At 63.3% G+C, this 16,692-nt stretch carries 18 protein-coding genes; 7 read left to right on the top strand and 11 right to left on the bottom strand.

Features of this window, described 5'->3' with window-relative positions; all coding sequences use genetic code 11:
- Positions 1-10: 10 nt before the first annotated feature.
- From AUC43_RS21285 to AUC43_RS11705, 5 genes are all read right to left on the bottom strand, one after another.
- Positions 11-232: a hypothetical protein gene (locus AUC43_RS21285; protein WP_199243437.1), complete on the bottom strand. Its 222-nt coding sequence runs from the start codon at positions 230-232 to the stop codon at positions 11-13.
- 309 nt (positions 233-541) lie between these two features.
- Positions 542-1,219, bottom strand: coding sequence for a DUF305 domain-containing protein (locus AUC43_RS11720; RefSeq protein ID WP_068193521.1), 678 nt, complete (start codon positions 1,217-1,219; stop codon positions 542-544).
- The gene (locus tag AUC43_RS11715) at positions 1,216-3,357 is read right to left on the bottom strand and encodes a heavy metal translocating P-type ATPase (protein ID WP_068193518.1); all 2,142 of its coding nucleotides are present in this window, start codon (positions 3,355-3,357) and stop codon (positions 1,216-1,218) included. Before AUC43_RS11715 ends, AUC43_RS11720 begins: the two co-directional genes overlap by 4 nt.
- A 64-nt stretch (positions 3,358-3,421) precedes the next feature.
- The gene (locus AUC43_RS11710) at positions 3,422-3,649 is read right to left on the bottom strand and encodes a hypothetical protein (protein ID WP_157781050.1); all 228 of its coding nucleotides are present in this window, start codon (positions 3,647-3,649) and stop codon (positions 3,422-3,424) included.
- A gap of 166 nt (positions 3,650-3,815) precedes the next feature.
- Positions 3,816-4,253, bottom strand: coding sequence for a hypothetical protein (locus tag AUC43_RS11705; protein WP_068193513.1), 438 nt, complete (start codon positions 4,251-4,253; stop codon positions 3,816-3,818).
- Positions 4,254-4,298: 45 nt separating this feature from the next.
- Between AUC43_RS11705 and AUC43_RS11700 the strand changes: the two genes are divergently transcribed.
- Together AUC43_RS11700 and AUC43_RS11695 are read left to right on the top strand one after the other, a co-directional pair.
- Positions 4,299-4,685 (top strand): COG3415 family protein, encoded by a 387-nt coding sequence (locus AUC43_RS11700; RefSeq protein WP_068193510.1) that lies wholly within the window; start codon positions 4,299-4,301, stop codon positions 4,683-4,685.
- Positions 4,682-5,248 carry an IS630 family transposase gene (locus AUC43_RS11695; RefSeq protein WP_233253997.1) on the top strand — a complete coding sequence of 189 codons (567 nt, stop codon included), beginning with the start codon at positions 4,682-4,684 and terminating at the stop codon, positions 5,246-5,248. Before AUC43_RS11700 ends, AUC43_RS11695 begins: the two co-directional genes overlap by 4 nt.
- A gap of 285 nt (positions 5,249-5,533) precedes the next feature.
- Here the strand turns inward: AUC43_RS11695 and AUC43_RS11690 are convergent, their stop codons facing one another.
- From AUC43_RS11690 to AUC43_RS11680, 3 genes are read right to left on the bottom strand one after another with little or no spacing between them, the layout of a single operon-like run.
- Entirely contained in the window at positions 5,534-6,838 is a 1,305-nt protein-coding gene (locus AUC43_RS11690) for a PP2C family protein-serine/threonine phosphatase (protein WP_082685056.1), read from the bottom strand.
- 47 nt (positions 6,839-6,885) lie between these two features.
- Complete coding sequence (locus AUC43_RS11685) at positions 6,886-8,091, bottom strand: ABC transporter permease (RefSeq protein WP_082685055.1); 1,206 nt, start codon at positions 8,089-8,091, stop codon at positions 6,886-6,888.
- A gap of 2 nt (positions 8,092-8,093) precedes the next feature.
- Complete coding sequence (locus AUC43_RS11680; protein WP_068193501.1) at positions 8,094-8,351, bottom strand: hypothetical protein; 258 nt, start codon at positions 8,349-8,351, stop codon at positions 8,094-8,096.
- Positions 8,352-8,555: 204 nt separating this feature from the next.
- On the opposite strand from AUC43_RS11680, the gene AUC43_RS11675 reads away from it, so the two are divergent.
- Positions 8,556-8,960, top strand: coding sequence for a hypothetical protein (locus AUC43_RS11675; protein WP_233253996.1), 405 nt, complete (start codon positions 8,556-8,558; stop codon positions 8,958-8,960).
- 78 nt (positions 8,961-9,038) lie between these two features.
- Here AUC43_RS11675 and AUC43_RS11670 read toward each other — a convergent pair whose 3' ends face one another.
- Both AUC43_RS11670 and AUC43_RS11665 read right to left on the bottom strand, forming a co-directional pair.
- Positions 9,039-10,049 carry a glycosyltransferase gene (locus AUC43_RS11670; RefSeq protein WP_068193495.1) on the bottom strand — a complete coding sequence of 337 codons (1,011 nt, stop codon included), beginning with the start codon at positions 10,047-10,049 and terminating at the stop codon, positions 9,039-9,041.
- A 182-nt stretch (positions 10,050-10,231) separates the two neighbouring features.
- The gene (locus AUC43_RS11665; RefSeq protein ID WP_068193493.1) at positions 10,232-11,302 is read right to left on the bottom strand and encodes a lysylphosphatidylglycerol synthase transmembrane domain-containing protein; all 1,071 of its coding nucleotides are present in this window, start codon (positions 11,300-11,302) and stop codon (positions 10,232-10,234) included.
- 123 nt (positions 11,303-11,425) lie between these two features.
- Between AUC43_RS11665 and ruvC the strand changes: the two genes are divergently transcribed.
- On the top strand, positions 11,426-12,010 hold the full coding sequence (gene ruvC, locus AUC43_RS11660) for a crossover junction endodeoxyribonuclease RuvC (protein ID WP_068198540.1): 585 nt from the start codon (positions 11,426-11,428) through the stop codon (positions 12,008-12,010).
- A 166-nt stretch (positions 12,011-12,176) separates the two neighbouring features.
- Here the strand turns inward: ruvC and AUC43_RS11655 are convergent, their stop codons facing one another.
- A complete protein-coding gene (locus AUC43_RS11655; protein ID WP_068193488.1) occupies positions 12,177-12,980 on the bottom strand; it encodes a PhzF family phenazine biosynthesis protein in 804 nt (267 codons plus the stop codon).
- A gap of 207 nt (positions 12,981-13,187) precedes the next feature.
- Between AUC43_RS11655 and AUC43_RS11650 the strand changes: the two genes are divergently transcribed.
- The 3 genes from AUC43_RS11650 (at position 13,188) to AUC43_RS11640 (ending at position 16,596) form a co-directional block, all read left to right on the top strand.
- Positions 13,188-13,760 (top strand): RNA polymerase sigma factor, encoded by a 573-nt coding sequence (locus tag AUC43_RS11650; protein WP_068193485.1) that lies wholly within the window; start codon positions 13,188-13,190, stop codon positions 13,758-13,760.
- Complete coding sequence (locus AUC43_RS20430) at positions 13,757-15,529, top strand: outer membrane beta-barrel protein (RefSeq protein ID WP_082685053.1); 1,773 nt, start codon at positions 13,757-13,759, stop codon at positions 15,527-15,529. The genes AUC43_RS11650 and AUC43_RS20430 overlap by 4 nt, the downstream gene beginning before the upstream one ends.
- A gap of 95 nt (positions 15,530-15,624) precedes the next feature.
- Positions 15,625-16,596 (top strand): hypothetical protein, encoded by a 972-nt coding sequence (locus AUC43_RS11640; protein WP_068193478.1) that lies wholly within the window; start codon positions 15,625-15,627, stop codon positions 16,594-16,596.
- Positions 16,597-16,692: the final 96 nt, after the last annotated feature.

Genomic DNA, 16,692 nt, shown 5'->3' with positions numbered 1-16,692 from the left:
AGGCCAGACATTAACGGCTAAGGGCAGGCGAAAAATGTGGTTGGCTCAACTGCAGGCAGGTCGGGAAAGGCCCGCTCTTGGCGAAGTAGAACACCTTCGTAGCACCGTATTTGGTGTAAGGCATGAGCGCGCCGTACTGCGGTATCTGTTGCCAGCGGTTCGTATTCCTCACGGTCACGGCATAGAGGCGAATGATTGGACCGGGGTTATTCTCATTGCGGAACAGGGCCATCTCATGAAAGTCCCTGGCCAAAGCCATCGAACTCACGCACCAAGAAACGTTTCGTAGCCCGGACAACGCCCTCGGGCTGGGGCGCATCGCCCGTTGCCGCGACCGGCCGTACTGGCACCATTCCGCGGAACGGGCGGGGCCAGTTCGTTTGTCGGCTTCGACGCGCAACGGCAATTGGGCGTGGTCATTCTCTCCAATGCGGCCGACGACGTGACGGCCATCGGGCAAGCGCTGTTGGAAAGGTAAAGAGTGTACGGGTTCATTTAAACGGCAGGAAGTGCTGTCGTCATGGGGAAGAAGCGAAAACAGTTATCGGGTGGTGCCGGCCGCTTGGGCCTTCAGCCAGCGCTGGTATTGCTTGATTTCGGCTTGCTCGTCGCGGACAATGCGGCGGGCGGCTTCTTTCAGCTCGGCGTCTTTGCCGAAGGCCAGCTCCACCTGGGCCAGGGCCACGCCGGTTTGGTGGTGCACTTGCATCAGGGTGGCAAAATCCGAATCTAAGGGGCCGGGAGTGGGAGGCAGCTGGCGCAGGGGGGCCAGGGCCGCAGCAATGCGCCGCACGAATGGGTCCTTGGTATTGCCGGGGCGGTATTCCTGGCCCTTGGGTGGCTGCCTGGTGAGGGCCAGGGTGAGGACGTGGTTGTCGCGCCCGTGGCCATTGAGCACGTGTTGGGCCAGGTCGCGCAGCGTGGCGTCTTTGCCCTGGGCAATTTCCACGGCGGCCAGGCGCTGGGCACCGGCGTGGTGCACGGTCATGAGGCGGGCAAAGTCCTCGTCCCAACAGCCGTCGCGGTGCACGGTGTCGAGCTGCTGCGCCAGCCGCTGCAGGGTGTCGCGCAGGCTGGGCGGGGCGGCTACGGGGGCAGGCTTGGGCTGGCCAGCGGGGGCCTCCTGCTTGTGGGCGTTGGTGTCGGGCTTGGAATTACAGCCCGTGAATGCCAGACTGGTACCCAAGAGCAGCGCAGCGAGTACGAGGTGGTAGCTCATGACTTGGAGGTGAAGTCCATGCGTTGGATACGCACGGCGTTAAGGATGGCGAGCAGGGCGACGCCCACATCGGCGAATACAGCTTCCCACATGGTGGCTAGGCCGCCGGCGCCGAGGGCCAGCACCACGGCTTTCACGGCGAAGGCCAGCCAGATGTTCTGCCAAACCACGCCGTGCGTGGCCACGGCGATGCGGCGGGCGGTGGCAATCTTGCTGGGGTGGTCGGTTTGGATGACGACGTCGGCCGTTTCGATGGTGGCGTCGGAGCCGAGGCCACCCATGGCAATGCCGACCTCGGCCAGCGCCACCACGGGGGCATCGTTCACGCCGTCGCCCACGAAGGCCAGGCGATGGCCGGCAGCCTTCAGCCGCTCGACGTGGGCGGCTTTGTCCTCGGGCAGCAGCCCACCGTGGGCTTTGGTGATGCCCAGGGTCTGGGCCACGCGCTGCACTATGCTGTCTTTATCGCCGGAGAGCATGACGATGGTGCTGATGCCCTGGGCTTTGAGCTCGCGCACGGCCTGGGCGGCATCTTCTTTGATTTCGTCGGCCACGGTGAGGTAGCCGGCGTATTGGTTGCCCACGGCGACTACCACGATGCTGTCAACCAGCTGGTCGATGTCGGCGGGGTACGCGACGTTGAATTTCTTCAGCAGCTTGGTGTTGCCGGCCAGCACTTCCTGGCCGTCGACGCGGCCGCGCAGGCCTTGGCCGGATATTTCCTCGACGTTTTCAACGGCAAGGGCCGGGCCGGTGGGTTTCACGTGCTGCACCAGCGCCTGGGCGATGGGGTGCGTGGACTTAGCTTCGAGGGCCGCCGCCAGGGCCGTGAACCGGGCTTCGGTCTGGCCGGGAGCAGTGACGACCTGCTGCACGGCGAACACGCCCTTGGTGAGGGTGCCGGTTTTGTCCAGCACCACGGTGTCAATCTCGCGCAGGACGTCGAGAAAATTGGAGCCCTTAAATAGCACGCCCGCTTTGGAGGCCGCGCCGATGCCGCCGAAGTAGCCCAACGGAATGCTGATGACCAGGGCGCAGGGGCAGGAAATCACCAGGAACACCAAGGCCCGGTAGAGCCAGTCGCGGAACACGTACTCGTCCACGAAAAAATAGGGCAGGAAGGTGAGCAGCAGCGCCAGGGCCACCACAATGGGCGTGTAGATGCGGGCGAAGGTGGTGATGAACTGCTGGGTCTTGGCTTTGCGGCCCACCGCGTCCTGCACCATCGCCAGAATCTTGCTCAGCTTGGTGTCTTTAAAGGCGGCGGTGACGGCAATCTGGCTCAGCGTATCCTGGTTTATCATGCCGGCCAGCACGGTTTCGCCCTTCCGTTTGGTTTGGGGCACAAACTCGCCGGTGAGGGCGGCCGTGTTGAAGGTGCCGCGCTCGGACTGCAGGGTGCCGTCGAGAGCCACTTTCTCGCCGGGCTTTACTTCGATGACATCTCCTACTACTACCTCTTTAGGGTCGAGCAGGAGGCGCTGGCCGCCGCGCAACACGCCCACTTCGGTGGCCTGGATTTCGAGCAGGGCCTGGATGCTGCGCTTGGCGCGGTTCACGGCTGCGTCTTGAAACAGCTCGCCCACGGTGTAGAACAGCATGACGGCCACGCCTTCGGCGTATTCGCCCAGGGCAAACGCGCCAATGGTGGCGATTCCCATGAGCAGAAACTCATTGAAAATATTGCCGCTGGGGATGCTTTGGATGGCCGAGCGAATGACCTTCCTGCCCACCAGCAAGTAGGCCACGCCGTACCAGGCAGGGCGCACATAGCCGGTAAAGAAGCTCGCTTGGTAGTAGTCCAGGGCTATGCCGACCAGCAGGAGCACCAAGCTGATGCCGGGCACCAGGTAGGGATTGGTGCCGGCAGGGCCGTGGTCGTGTTCGTCCCCGCTGCCGTGGTCATGGTCGGCGGACTCCTCTTTGGCGACATTTCCTTTGTCCGCCACCCGTTTGCCGGCGGGGTGGTTGTAGCCCGCGTGCTCCATGTGGTCGTGGCCGGGCACGTCGTGGCCTTCGGGCTTGGTGGCGGCCTCGGGCGTGAGCTGGGCGCGGGTGAGGGCGCCCACGTTTTCGGGTTCCACCTGCTTGGCGGTGTTCAGTTCCTCGTTGAGGTTATTGAATGAAGGGTCGGGCATGGGGTGGATTGGCTATTCTTCCGCTTCGGCATTCTTCAGCTGGCCAAGGAGTGCATACGCACTTTCAATGGAAAAATCGCAACGGTAGGCCTGGTGCGGCGGGCAAGTGGACTTCGATGTAGCCGTCCTCGCTTACACCCCGGGTGACGGGCACCAAGCAGTAGATGGCGGCACCAGCCTTGGTAGCCGAGTCGGCGGCCACGAAGATGTAGGCCGCGGAGTCGTACTGCACCACGGCTTTGTCGGGCCGGGTGGGCAGGGCGATGCGGTTGGTTCCGAGGAAGGCCCGCACGAACGTGCCGGGCAATAGCTCCCCATGGCTGGGCAGTCTACGCAGCTAAGTCTTACATACATAGGCACAACACGAATACTTGAGCTCAAGTAAACGGTGGCTCAGGCAAATGAGGGAATCCCTACCGGTTTTTCTCTCGGCAACCCCTCGCCCGGTAAGGCTTCTGTTAGAACGGCACCGTGGTGAACACGCCGTTCGTGATGGTGGTGTACGGGCCCGGAATTGAGCTACTTGAGGCACTGACCTTCCCGGCGAAGCGACCGGAAAAGCTTCCTTCGCCGGCAGGAGTCAGCGTGAAGCTCGTGCCGGCAAAATTGTACGGCGAGCCATTGCACCCGGTGTAGACCAACAGGTTGTGCAGCAAGTAGGTGGAGGCCGGGGAGCCGGGCACTTTGTACAGACTCAGGCGAAGCCGGCCCACTCCCCCAGCGGCCGGAGTCGGCGTCAGGTCGAGGTCGAGGAAATCATAGAACGTGCCGCCAATACTGCCCGCGCTGCGAGTGGCTTTGGCTTGGCAGCTGATGGCGGTGCCGTCCAGCTGGAAACTGCCCGTATTGGGAGCTGGGGATGCCTCTTCTTTCTTCGAGCAACCGGAGGCGCTCATTAGAGCAGTTTCGAATAATATGTACGGGCTTCGTATTTTACGGGAATGAAAGCTTATTCCCTCGATTTGCGAGCGCGCATCGCCGCCGCTTGCCAGCGGCCGGGCGCTACGTTAGCAGCGGTTGCCCAGCAGTTTAGTGTGTCGCTCTCCTTCGTGGAGAAGCTGCGCCGCCGGCAGCGCCAGACCGGAACGCTGGCTCCGGCCGGGGGCCGACGCGGACCGTTGCCGCGCTTGGATGCCGCTGCCCGCCAGCGGCTAGCCGCCAGCGTGGCCGCCCGGCCCGATGCCACGCTGGCGGAACTGGCTCGGCAGTTGGCGGCGGCCGGCGTGCCGGCCGTGGGCCGCACCAGCCTCTGGCAGGCGTTGCAAGACCTGGACCTGCGGCGCAAAAAAAGAGTCTGCACGCCGCCGAACGCGATACCGAGCGCGTGAAGGCCCTGCGCCGCGAGTTTATCGAAGCCCTGCAACACGAAGATGTCACCCGTTTCAAGTTCGTGGACGAGACCAGTGTGAACCTGACCTATACCCGCCGTTACGGCCGCGCCCCAGGCGGGCAGCGCGTGGACGCGGCCGTGCCGCTGCACAACGGCCCCAACGTCACCATCGTGGCGGCGCTCACCCCGCAAGGCCTGGCGGCCGTGATGGAACTGGACGGGGCCGTGAACACGGCCAGCTTCGCGGCCTACCTCGAGCAGGTGCTCGGGCCGACGCTGCAAGCGGGGGACGTGGTCGTGCTCGACAATCTGCGGGTGCACAAGGCCGTGGGCTTGGCCGAATTGGTGGAAGCCCGCGGGGCGCGACTGCTGTTTCTGCCGCCCTACTCGCCCGATTTTACCCCGATTGAACTGGCCTTCAGCAAACTCAAAACCCACTTGCGCGCCGCAGCGGCCCGCACCCGGGAAGCCCTGACGGAGGCGGTGCGCACGGCCCTGGACTGGGTCACGGCGCAAGATGCGCACGGCTGGTTTCACCATTGCGGTTATCACGTACATTAACTATGAATCTGCTCTAACAAAGCAGTGGCTACGAAGGGCGTAGCGAGGAGGCGTACGTTCATGACGGGTGGAGGTAGCAGCTGGGGCGCAGCACCGCTAGACGGTTGATTTTGACAAGCCGGCTAGTGACAATCAAATATAGAAATGCTGTTGTTTCCAATTGACAAAAACAAAGGGCAAAGCGGAGCCACGGCCCGGGCCAACATTGCTGCTGCAACGGCATGCTAAATCCCTCAACTGCGCTGCTTTGCAGCGAAGGCCAACTACCCCACAACGTAAACTACATTACTTAAACCGGCAGCTCAGAATCGTCACATCGTCGGCGAATTGCGCGTTGTGGTCGCTGAAGGCATTGATGCTGCTCAGGAGCTCCTGGTGCAGCTTGGGCAGCGGCAGGTAGCGGTTGCGCTGCAGCACGGAGAGCACGCCTTCTTCGCCAAACTCATTGCCCTCGGCATCAAACACTTCGGTGAGGCCGTCGGTGTAGAGCAGCAGCAGGGATTGGGCTGGAATGTGGATTTCGCCCACGCGCAGCAAGGGCAGCTCTTCCATGATGCCGAGCATGACGGTGCCGTGCTTCAGGGTCTGAACGGCCGCGTTGTCGGTGATGAGCAGGGGGTCGTTGTGGCCGGCGTTTACGTAGTGCAAGCGGCGGGTGCGCCGGTCGTAAATGCCCAGAAAGGCCGTGATAAATTTCTCGCCGCCAGAGTTGCGAAACAGCAAGTGGTTGAGCTCGGGCACAATGGTGGCCAGCTCCACGCCCTGGCGCAGCAGCGTGCGCAGCCCCGCCTGGAAGTTCGACATCAGCAGCGAGGCCGGCACGCCTTTGCCGCTCACGTCGGCCACGCACAGCAGCAGGCGGTGCTCGTCGATTTCGACCACGTCGTAGTAATCGCCGCCGATTTCGGTGTGGGGCACGTAGCTGCGCTCAATGGCCAGGTGGCTGTCGTTGGGCAGGTTGCGCGGGAAGAGCATGGCCTGCACCTCCTGCGCAATTTCAATTTCCTTGCGCACGGCCGCATCGGCCACGCGCTGCGCTTGCAGGCGGTGGTTTTCCACGGCCCCAATCAGCGTATTGGTTAGCGAGCCCAGGAAGGGAATGAGCTGCTGGCGGTCAAAATCGGTGCGCAGGCCACCCACAAACACGTACGCGGCCACCTGCTTCTGCCGCATGATGGGGATTACCAGCTCGTACCGGTCCCAGGCCGGGGGCAGGTGCAGGTCTTCCACGGCCTGGGGCTGCGTGACGCCGCCTTCTATGAGGTGCTGCGAGAGCGTGAGCTTTTCGGCCTCGGCCATGTCGCAGCCCAGGGCAATGCGCACCCGAAAACCTTCGTCTTCAAGGGCAAACATCAGGAGCTGCACCACGTTGCGCTGGCCCTGCAGGGTGAGGCGCAGCATGTGGTAGAGCTCGTCGACGGTGTGGTCGCGCGCCGTCATGTCGTGCGCAATACCCAGCACGGTATCCAACTCGAACTGCTTGAGCAGCAGCTGCCGCCGCAGCTGCTTGAGCTGCTCGCCATGCGTTGCCTGGCTCTCAACGGGGTCGGCTAACGGCTCAGCAGAAGAAATTGAAGACGCAGAGGGCATACAGCAAGGTAAGCAAGGCGAAGGAAACACGCGCCATTGGCACAAATTTAACCGGCCACCGGGGTTTTGGGGTCGTAGGCATCGCGCAGGCCGTTACCGAGCAGGTTGAAGCTGAGCACGAGCAGCGAGATGGCCGCACCCGGGAGAAGCGTGAGCCACAAGCCGGCCTCGGTGCCCAGCAGGTCGTAGCCTTCCTTCACCATGAGCCCCCAGCTGGGCGCGGGGGGCTGCACGCCCAGGCCCAGAAAGCTCAGGCCGGCTTCGAGCAGAATAGCCGCCGCAAAGTTACTGGTGGCCAGCACAATGAGCGGGCCGCGCATGTTGGGCAGCAAGTGCTGGGCAATGAGCCGCGAGGTGGGCAGGCCCAGGACCCGGCCGGCCTCGACATACGTGGCCGAGCGCAGGCTCAGCATCTGGCCGCGCACCACGCGGGCCACGTCGACCCACATGGTAAGGCCCACGGCCACAAAGCTGACCCACACGCCTTTGCTATCCAAGGCCAGCGAAATGGCAATGACCAGCATGATGCCCGGAATACTCCACACCACGGTCATCACGCCCAGCAAAACCGAATCGACCCAGCCGCCGAAATAACCGGCCACCGCGCCCACCGCCATGCCCAGCACCAGCGAAATAAGCACTGCCACCAGCCCAATTCCCAGGGAAATGCGCGTGCCCAGCAGCAGGCGGCTCAACTCGTCGCGCCCGGCCTTGTCGGTGCCTAGCAGGTAGGTGCGGTTGATTAGGTGGTGTTGCTGCACCTCACGCTGCAGCTCGGCCCGGGGGCCGGGGTGGCCCACCACGGTGGCCAGCGCCAGGCGGCGCAGCCGGCCGGCTTCGGCCGAATGCACGCCTCGGGGTTTCAGGATAATGGAGTCGCCCGAAAATTCGTAGCCACCAATGGGTGTTTCCTGCACGTCGGGCTCGCGGCCGTGCAGCCAGGTGCTGAAGATGTTATCGGCGCCCTGGCCGTTGCGGGCCGAATCGGGCAGGGGCTGGCGGAGCAGCAGCACGTGCAGCACGGGCCGCTCCTTTTGAATCTGGACGAAGCCGTGGTTGGCGTTGGGCGAGTTGTCGGGCAGCACCCAGTAGCCCAGCAGCGCCACCAGCGTGCACAGGGCAATAAAGGCCAGGCCGGCCACGGCGGGCCGGTTTTGCCACAGGCGCTGGCGCACGTAGTAGCCCGGCGGCCGGGCCACGGCACTGGCCTGGGCGGCCGCGGCCACAGGTGCGCTCGAAACTGCTGTTGCCACTATTAGCGGGGGTTGTGCTTCAGCAGGCCCTCCTTGGAGGCCAGGTAGGAAGCGTCGCGGGCAATGGCGCCAAACGAAGTGGTTTCGTAGGCCAGCTCCGTATCCACATCGGGCCAGTAGCTGCGGATGAGGCCCTGCTCCAGCAAGTTGCGCAGCTGGCTTTCCAGCTCAGGGGCGGGCAAGCCCGTTTTCTGGAGCAGCGTGCGAAACGGGGTGACGAAGTACAGCTCGTCGAGCAAGTCGAATTCGGGGTCAGTCACGGAAAAATGGCGTGAGGAGGTAGTTAGGCAAATGTAAGGCGGGCAGGCGGCAAAGGCAGCTTGAATTGCGAAACCCTACATTCACTTACGCAAAGGAGTGTGAAGCTTACTACTATTTATCAGCCTTCACTTTAATACAGGGAACTGCTTGACTTTTTACCAGAGATTTAAAGTATGGTGTATCCACAAGAAATATTTCTAAGAATGGAGGTCGTATGGAAAGACGAACATATTCTTGAAGTTGAATTTACCGCCAGCAACGCTTTTTTCAAAGGCACTACTCAAGCTTACGACACAAGTGAATCGCTCAGCGACTTAGCCAATAAACTAGTCGATTTCCCAGACAAAGAAGCTTCAATATTTCATCAGGCTGGAGCAAAAGACGGTTATGCCTATTGCTCAATGAGGTTCTACCCTATAGGCGGCGGATTGATTGGAGTTTTTATACAACTGGAAGAAAACGTATCAACCGCCTACAGGAAGGAAGAAAAATCAAAGCTTGCGTTGGAGCTAATAGTTGAGCCAAATGCCATTGACAACTTTTACAAGCAACTAAAAACAATGGCTCATAAGCAGGAAGGCATTGCTTTATTGGTAGGCAGAGTGTAACAGTTAAAATAAACCCATCCTTTAAAACGAGCCGATTTCTGCAAATACTTGAATTAGCCAGTGGAAGTAAATTTCGATTTACCGCACTGCCCTCCCCTTCCACTCATACCCGCCGCGCCAGCCGGCCACGCCCACGGCCAGCGCATACGGCGCGTACAGCACCTGCAGCGGCAGCAGTCCCCACAGCCACTTTCGCTGCCCGAAAAAGGCTAGCACTGGGCTCAGAAACCAGGCATCGGCTCCGAGCTTGATAACCCACGCCGCCAGCACCCACGGCCAGAGCGCCGGCCAGGCCAGCCCCACTCCTGCTCCGGCGGCCAGGGCCACGTTGGCCCCGAGCACCAGCACGGCCAGGCGGCGCGGCGCGTGGCTTTGGTAGTGCCGCCACTTGCTGGCCCATCGCACCCGTTGCCGTAGCAGCGTGGGTAAGGTACGGGGAGCGGCCGTGCGCACAATGGCTTTTTCATCGGCTAGGAAATACACCGTACCGGGGAAGGCCGCGTGTATTTTGTGCAGCAGAAACTCATCGTCGCCGCTGGCTACGTGGGCGTTATCCACGAAACCGCCCACGGCCTCGAAGGCGCTACGGCGATAGGCCAGGTTGGCACCGTTGCACATGGTAGGCTGCTGGCGCGAGATGCAGGCCCCGCCCACCCCCACCAGGCCCGCAAATTCCAGCCCAACCAGCAAGTGAAGGAACGTAGCCGGCCCCGTGAGCAGCACCGGCCCGCTGATGAAATTGGCCTGGGGCGCGCGCTCTAACTGCGCCGCGTAGGCCGCCAGCCAGCCCGGTCCCACCCGGCAGTCGGCGTCGGTGCACACAAGCCAGGGCGCCTTGGCCGCTTGGAAAGCCGCAAACAGAGCAGCTTTTTTACCCGTTTGGGCGGCCGGCAGCGACACCAGTCGCAGCGCTAGGCCCGTTTCCTGAGCCGCGGCCGAGACTAGCGCCGCCGTGGCATCAGTGGAGTGGTCGTCGGCAATCAGGACTTCGAAGCAAGCGGCCGGCAGCGTTTGGGCGGCCAAATCCCGCAGGAGTTGGGGCAGGGTTTCGGCTTCGTTGCGGGCCGCGATGAGAATGGAGAAAGTCAATGAAGAATGAGGAATGAAGAATGAGGAATTGCTCGTTGGGCTACTTCTGCATTCCTCACTCCTCCTTACTAATTCTTCATTCTCCATTCTTAATTCTTCATTTATATTCCAGCCGCCTCGTAGCCAGCCCATGAGGCCGGCGTATGCCAGGGGCAAAGCCAGCAGCGCAATTCCTGCTGCTATCATCGGTTACTACGCTTTTCGCGCAGCACCCGCAGGCCAGGCACCAGCAGCAAGCCGGCGGCGCTCGGCAGGGCGATGTTGATGACCCACAAACTCAGGCTGGCGCTGAGCACCGGCAAGGCCGGCTGGCCCAGCAGCCCAAAAAGGTGCGTAGCCGACAGCTCCCGCACGCCCACATCGGCCAGCGCATTGAGCGATGGCACCAGGGACTTGAGCAAAAAAGTACCGGCCACCGCCGCCAGCCCCGGCCCCAGCGGCGAGCCCACGCCGTAGGCCATCAGAAGTAGCAGAAACTGCCCGCAGAACACGGCGTAGCGCAGCCCCGAAATGGCCAGCACCGCGTGCAGCGCCCGCGCCGGGTAGGTGGGCATGATGGCCAGAGCCGGCCGAAACCGCCGCAGCGGCCGCCACAACCCCAACGCCGCCAGCAACAGCCGCGACCGATACAGCGGCACCAGCACCAGCCCGCTCAGCAGCAGCGCCGATGCCACCACGCCCAGTCCGGCGGCCGGGTAGCCCTTCAAGTAAAACGTGAGCAAAAAGTAGAGCAGCCCCGCCACGCCCGCCAGCACCGTGGCCACCAGCTGGCAGTAGCGCCCCAGAAACACGGCCCCGAGCGCACTCACCCGGCGGCTTTTCAGCTCAATAATGCGGCCCGCGTAGTCGCCCACGCGGTTGGGGGTGGCAAAGCCCAGGGTGAGGCCCACCAGTACCGCCCGGAAGCTGCGGCCGAACGTGACGGGCTCCAGGTGCCGGGCCAGCCGGTGCCACTTCCAGGCCTCCAGACCCCAATTGACGGGCACCAGGGCCAGGGCCAGCAGTACGGGCACACGCCCGGCCCCGCTCAGGGTGGTGGCCAGCAGCGTGCGCCAGGCCGCCGAGGTATCGGGAGCGGCAAAGATGGAGTTGTACAGCAGGCCCAGCGTGAGCAGCGTGACCAGCACTTTGCCCCAAAACACGAGGCGGCGCCATTTGCGTTTGCCGGGACCTTTTTCGGGCTGCTTTGCGCTTGTGCTGGGTAAAGCAGCCGGCGTGGGGCCGCACGCCTTGCCCGCGTCGTAGCTTTGCAAAGGAAGCCCACTGGCTGCTGTCCATTCCGGGCTTCCCGCTTTTTGCTCCCTACCACCGCTACTTTGGCTGCCCCCCTTCGCCCCCGCCCCGCTCCTGCTGTCGAGCTGCTGCCCAAAATCATCATGGGCGTCGACCCCGGCACCCAGATTATGGGCTACGCCCTGATTGAGGTGCGTGGCCAGCGGGTCGACGTGCTGTGCTACGACGTTATCAATATGAAGGCGCTGGGGTCGAATCACGCCGTAAAGCTAAAGCGGATTTTCGACCGCATGCTGGAGCTCATCGACGAGTACCTCCCCGACGAGCTGGCCATCGAGGCCCCGTTTTTTGGGGTCAACGTGCAGAGCATGCTCAAGTTGGGCCGGGCTCAGGGCGTGGCCATTGCCGCTGCTCTCAGCCGCCAGATTCCCTACGTGGAGTACGCGCCCACCAAAGTGAAGCAGTCCGTTACGGGCTCGGGCTCGGCCACCAAGGAGCAGGTGGCCCACATGCTCCGCCAGACGCTTACGTTGCCGCCCATTGCCGAAGCCTCTAAGTTTCTGGACGCTACCGATGCGCTGTCGGTGGCCCTGTGCCACCATTACCAGAAAGGCAACGCCGCCGGTGCCAGTGGGGGAAAAAGCTGGGGAAAATTCCTGGCCGAAAACCCGGAGCGGCTGGGCGCTAGCACGACCACGAAGAAGACAACTGCCAAGAAAACGGTTTAAGGCGAGGATTTGGTATTAACCCGAAGGCATTACAGGGTAGCGGGGGTATTTCTCTTAATCCGGCTTGTCATGCAGAGCGCAGCGAAGCATCTTCTCACGGCTCAACGACTTGTGCTGACCTGACAAGATGCTTCGCTGCGCTCTGCATGACAGGCGATTTAGAAAATTACCCCACCATGATTTCCCCGGTCGAATAGGTTACGGCATAGCCGCTGATGTCCACCCGGTCATCGCGTAGGCGACACCAGAGCTCGCCACCACGAGGCGAAATCTGCCGGGCGCGCAGCTCGGTCTTGCCCAGTTTTTCAGCCCAATACGGAATTAGAGTGCTGTGCGCCGAGCCCGTGACTGGGTCTTCGGGCACGCCCACGCGGGGCGCAAAAAAGCGCGATACGAAATCGACGCCATTGCTGCCCGGGGCCGTGGCGATGACGCCCACGTATTCGAGCGCACCGATGCGGGCATAGTCGGGTTTCAGGGCGCGCACTTCGGCTTCGGAGCCGAATACGGCCAGCAAGTCGCGCGAGGCCAGCACATGCGAGGGCGTGGCCCGCAGGCCATCTACCAGGCCCGTGGGGTGCACGGCCAGCGGCTGGGGCGGGCGCGAAGGGAAGTCCAGTGTGAGGCGCCCATCGGCTTCCCGCGAAACTTCCAGCGGACCACTTTGGCTGTGGAACACCACTTTGGCCCCCGCAAAGCCGAGGTGGGCAAACAGCACGTGGGCCGAGGCCAGGGTGGCGTGGCCGCACAAGTCAATTTCAACGGCCGGCGTAAACCAGCGGATGTCGTACTCGCTGGCCGAGCCAACCCGGGGCACGATGAACGCCGTTTCGGCCAGGTTGTTCTCGGCCGCGATGTGCTGCATCAGCTCCGTGGGCAGCCAGGTTTGCAGGGGGCACACGCCGGCGGGGTTGCCGGCAAAGGCTTTCTGGGCGAAGGCATCGACGTGGAAATAGGGAATGGCGGGCATGGTGGTTTAAGTGGGATTGAGCAGCCCGGGCTGGGCGGTGGGCATTTATTCGGCAAGGATACGGCCTGGCGGCGGGCCCGCGGCTACTGCCCCGCTCAAACTATTTTCAAAATACCTTAGAGCCCGCGCAACCGTGCCGGCCACTCGCCGGTCAGGGGTGTACAAGGCGGGACCCGTACAGCCTGCCTTTCCTACCAACGTTCTCCTATGCCGCCTCCCGTTGCCCCCGTCGATGTGGCCCTGCTGGCGGCGTGCCGGCGCGGCGAATCGGCGGCGCAGCACCGGCTCTACCAAAAGCTGGCCTACGGCTTGATGGGCGTGTGCCTGCGCTACTGCCCTTCCCGGACGGAAGCGGAAGACGCGCTGCAAAACACGTTCGTCAAAATATTCACCCGCCTCGACCAATACCGGGGCCAGGGTCCCTTTGAGGCTTGGGCCCGGCGCATTGCCGTGACCACTTCGCTGCACGCCGTGGAGCAACACCGCCTGCGCCACCCCGGCCCGGCCGGCGATACGCTCGACGAGCTGGCGGCCGACCTGCCTACGGCCGAGCCATCGGCTCTGGAGCAGCTGGCGGCCGACGACCTGCTGGCCCTGCTGGCTACCCTGCCGCCCGGCTACCGCACCGTGCTCAACCTCTACGCCGTGGAGGGCTACTCCCACCAAGAAATCGGCGAGCTGCTGGGCATCGCCGAAGGCACTTCCAAATCGCAGCTGGCCCGGGCCCGTCGGCTGCTCGAAACCCGCCTGGCGGCCCATCATCACCCGCAATTGCCATGACCGACCGCGAACCCGACGACTTATACGATGCCTTGCGCGACCGCCTGGCCGACTACGGCCAGGAGCCGCCTGCGCAGCTATGGGCCGGCATTCGAGCGCAGCTGCCCCCGCCGGTGGCCCAGCCGCAGCTGCGGCGCCGGCGGCGGCGGGCGCCCGTGGCCCTGCTGGTCTTGCTGCTCACCATCGGCAGTGGAGCCGGCTGGTTTTGGTGGCAGGGCCGCCACCCATCCGGCTCAGCAGCTGACGCCTCACTAGCTACTTCTGCTTCGAGCCAACTGCCTGCTGAGGTTGAAGGCACCCCGGCCACTAGCCCCACTACCGGCACAGGCGCTGGCCTAAACACGGCTTCTTCGAAGGCAAAGCAGCCCAACACCGCTACTACGACCACGCCCCAAAACCGCTCTAAAGTTGCGGACTTGAGCCAGCCAGCAGCTGCGCCCGCCCCTGCTTCCTGGGCCGTTGTTACCGAAAAGAGCCTTTCTCAAGATGCAGCAGTTTCTAGTACTGCTAGGCATACTAGCAAAGTACGACGCGGGCGTACGCGGCGCATTGCCCAGTCCGCCGCGGCATCAGCCCGCCCAGCAAAGCTGGCGAGCGTAAATGGCCTTTTGGTAGCGTCTGGCAATGAATCTAATAAACCGCGCCAGCCATTTGCTCGGAACAGTGGCCCTAATAGAAGCCGTAGTGTCGAGCGGAAGCCAGCTCAAGCAAATACCATTGTAGCTCAACTTGCTTCCGCTGTCTCCAAGCGTAGCCGCAAGCTTACCGAAAACCTGCAGGCCGGAGCCAGCCCCGCAGCTCCAACTTCTAACTCAGCTTCTTCAGCAGTTGTAGCAGCTCAAGTGGAGCTAGCTCAGAACCAGCTCAATGGCGTGGCTGCCAGCTCAACTACTGCCAGCGGCAATGCGCTGGAATCTACCACAAGCAAGGGGGCTGGCGAAATCAACATCTTGAGCCGGCTGGTTGAGCTGCAGCTGGCGGCGTGGCCCCAGCCCGCCGCCCCTCAACCGGTGGCGGTAGAGCAACTGCTACCCCCCGTACCCGTACTGGCCCGGTGGTCGGTGCAGGCCACGGCGGGCCCTGCCTTCACGTACCGTTACCTGCGGGGCGCGCCAGCTGCGGGCAACGCCACGGGCGGGCCATATGTCAGCGCCGTGCCCGGCGCCTCCTACCCTGTTGCATCGCCCAACACGGTGGCCGAACTGGAACGGCCCGCGCTGGGCGGGGGCGCCCAGGTAAGCGTCCGGCGCACGCTCTCCGAGCACTGGAGCCTGAGCGCCGGCCTGGGCTATGCCGAATACGCGACCCGGCTGACGCTCCAGCAAGTACACGCCACCTACACCGTCAAAGCGGGGTCGGCCGGGCCGGACTCCAGCAACACCACCAGCCTTCATCGGCGCGATGCGTACCGCTTTGCCACGGTGCCGGTGCGGGTGGGCTACACCTGGGCCCCGGCCGGGCGCTGGCGGGTGGGCGTGCTGGCCGGAGCCGATGCCGCCATTTACCTGGGCGGCAGCAGCACCGAGGGGAGCAGCTGCGCCTGCCAAACCCAGACCTGGGGCCTCACGGGCAGCCCCTACCGGCGCGTGAGCCTGGGCGCGAGCCTGGGGGCCGAAGTGCGCTACCGCCTCACCGGCCGGTGGGAGCTGCTGGCCCAGCCTACGGCCACCTACCTGCTCACACCCCTGGCCCGGCAGGCCACAGCCTTCTACCCGCGCCACCTCTTCGGGGGCACGGCGCTGCTGGGGGTATCCTACGATTTGCCCTAATGCCCAAACACACGGTTTTCGGCTGGCTGGCCAGCGGCCGAAGGTGCGCAACAGGGTGGTATTTCTATCCACTTTTTTCATCCCGACTACTAGCTATGAAGCATTTTGCATTCGCATGCCTGGGCGTAGCCCTGCTGGCCAGCTGCCGCAAAGACGACATGATTATCTGTGGCCCGCCGGTACCGGCTATTCAGCCGACACCGACGGTCCCATTTGCCGATTTGCGGGCCGCCTCGCCCGCCGTCCAAACCTTTGCCTTTGACCTCGGCCAGGCCCAAAGCCTGCGTACCCGCGGCGGGGCCTCGCTGGCCTTCGGCGCGGGGGTATTCCTGCTGCCCAACGGCACCGTCGCCACGGGACAAGCCGAGCTGCAGGTGCGCGAAATCTATACCGTGGCCGACATGATACTGGCCAATCTGCCCACCTCGACCTCCTCCCGGCAGATGCTCATATCCGGAGGCGAGTTCAACATTCAGGTGTGGCAAGGCACCAGCCGCTTGCGCATGGCCGGCTCTTCGCCGCAGATGCCCCAGGTGCCGCCTCGCCTCACCCTCACCTCGCCCGTACCCATGGCTGGTCTCGACACTACGCAGATGATGCTCTGGCGGCGGGCCTCCCCTGTGGGCGCGGGCACCGCTGCCGACACTTCGGGGTGGCAGCTCAACGGGACGCGGGTGCCTCCCACAGCAGGCTTCTTCAAAGCTGCGCTCCCACTCGATTCCATCGCCAACTGGAATCTTGACCAGTTCTGGCATGCGTACCAGACCAGTCCCCGCACCGTTGTGGGGGTAGACGTTCCGGCAGGGGGCAACAGCTACACCAATGTGTTTTTCCGACCGGTGGGCTTCAATGCCCTGGCACGTACCTACGTGGGCAGTTCCGCGCCTACCCGCTGGCAGTGCACCCTACCCATGGGAGCCGATGTGGTAGCCGTGGTGCTACAGCAGCGCGACGGCCAGCTCTACTTTGGCACCCAGCGCATTACCGTCCAGCCTAACTCCACCGTGACGCCCACCCTACAAGCCCTGACCGCCGCCGACATTGTGCAGCGCATCCGCCAACTCTAAGCAGCTATCTGAGTTAGTCAGAACGATGTAGAGACGCCATACTTGGCGTCTCGTCGTTGAACGATAACGCTTCAGTAGTCATGTGAGAAGTAACGT

The organism is Hymenobacter sedentarius (assembly GCF_001507645.1).
In the GTDB taxonomy this organism is placed as follows: Bacteria; Bacteroidota; Bacteroidia; order Cytophagales; family Hymenobacteraceae; genus Hymenobacter; species Hymenobacter sedentarius.
The sequence above is the reverse complement of the archived record's forward strand: the minus strand, read 5'-3'. Positions and strand labels throughout refer to the sequence as shown.